Annotated in this window: 2 protein-coding genes; both read left to right on the top strand. The window is 64.6% G+C overall.

Annotated elements, in window-relative coordinates; all coding sequences use genetic code 11:
• Window positions 1-349 precede the first annotated feature (349 nt).
• Entirely contained in the window at window positions 350-772 is a 423-nt protein-coding gene (locus BEN49_RS14925; RefSeq protein ID WP_070744696.1) for a response regulator, read from the top strand.
• Window positions 773-1,089: 317 nt separating this feature from the next.
• Complete coding sequence (locus tag BEN49_RS14920; protein ID WP_070744694.1) at window positions 1,090-1,524, top strand: BlaI/MecI/CopY family transcriptional regulator; 435 nt, start codon at window positions 1,090-1,092, stop codon at window positions 1,522-1,524.
• Window positions 1,525-1,667: the final 143 nt, after the last annotated feature.

Here is a 1,667-nt window from a genome sequence, read left to right as displayed (position 1 = left end):
CCTGGGGGCCCCCAGGCCCGGCGTGGGTTCCGGCCGGCCGGGCCGCGCCCGCGCGGCGATGCGGCGGCAAACCGCCCCGGTTGCCGGGCGTCCGATTGGCCCGAGCGGGCCCAGCCTTTCTGGGGGTCTGGGGGGGTGAGGCGAGCTACCCCACCAGCGCGGCCCGCACGTTTCGCACGCGCGGGGGCCCGGGCATCTGGGGCTGCTGGGGGAAGCAGGTTGCGGAAAAAGTTGGTGGGCGGGGGCCGTGGCTAGCATTTGATTCCGCGGCCAACGTATCTTGCCCCGGATAGTAACATTTAACTATATAGTGGGCTTCCCGCTACCCGGGGCCCCAGTACGTGTGTTTATGCAGAAGCTACCCAGCGTTTTGTTGGTCGACGACGACCCCACCACCAACTTCCTCAACGAGCACTTGCTGCGCACCCTGGGCGTAACCGAGGAGTGCTTGGTGGCCACCAACGGCGCGGAGGCGCTGGAGGTGCTGGCCCGCACCTGCGCACCCGCCGGGGCGGCGTGCCCCGCACTTATTCTGCTGGACGTGAACATGCCCGTGATGAACGGCATCGATTTCCTGGAGGCATTCCAGCCCGACCCGCCGGCTTCGAAAATCGTCATCATCCTGCTCACCACCACGCTGCTCGGCCGCGACCTGGGCGACTTGCAGCATTCGCAGGCCATTGCCGGCATCATCAGCAAGCCCCTCACCCGGGCCAAAATCAACGACCTGCTCCAGCAGTATTTCCAGCGCGAGTTGCCCGGCGCGGCCTAGGGGCCCCGGCGGCGGCCGCGTGGCGGGGCAATTGCGCCGGGGCATCAGCGGGGATGATAAGGAAACAGGCAGTGGCCGAAAGCGGGGTGGTCCGGCGACTTTTTCTGTCGTCGGGCCACTCTTGCTAAACAGCAGTCCTGGGTTGTGGTAAGAGTGGCCCGACGAAGCCCTTCGGGCAATTCGCCGAACCACCCCGTTTTATCCTGAGGTAAAAATTTACCTATTGTAAATCAGTATGTTAATTATATCAACTAATATTTTAGTTAATTAACTAAAATATTAGTTGATATTTGTTGCCTCACCCCCCGCAACTACTCATGAGTCCTTCCTTTCCCGAACTTACCCGCGCCGAGGAGCAGGTGATGCACATCCTCTGGCGCGAGGGCCCCAGCTACGTCAAGGACGTGCAGGGGGCCCTGCCGGCCCCGGCGCCGGCCATCACCACGGTGTCCACCATCGTGCGCATTTTGGAGCAGAAGGGCTTCGTGGGCTACGAGGCCTTTGGGCGCACGCACCGCTACCACGCCCTGGTGGGGCAGGACGATTACCGCCGCTTTTCGCTGCGCAAGCTACTGGGGGGGCATTTCGGCGGCTCGTTCAGCCGGCTGCTTTCCTTTTTTGCCCAGGAAGAAAACCTCGACGCCGCCGCTCTCGACGCGCTGCTCCGCCAGGCCCAGGCCGCGGGCCCCGATGACGACGACGCGCTCGCTGCCCCCGATGCCCCTGCTACCTCCAAAACCCCGCAACCATGAACGACTTGCTGACCTGGATGCTGGGATCCGTGCTGGGGCTGGGCGCCGCCTGGGCCCTGTACCGCGGGGCCCTGCGCGCCGAACGCTGCTTTGGCTACAACCGCGTGTTCCTGCTGCTGGCGCCGCTGGTGGTGGCCGGGCTG

Source organism: Hymenobacter coccineus (assembly GCF_001816125.1).
Taxonomy (GTDB): Bacteria; Bacteroidota; Bacteroidia; order Cytophagales; family Hymenobacteraceae; genus Hymenobacter; species Hymenobacter coccineus.
Note: the sequence above shows the minus strand (reverse complement) of the source record. Positions and strands in the feature narration are given on the sequence as shown.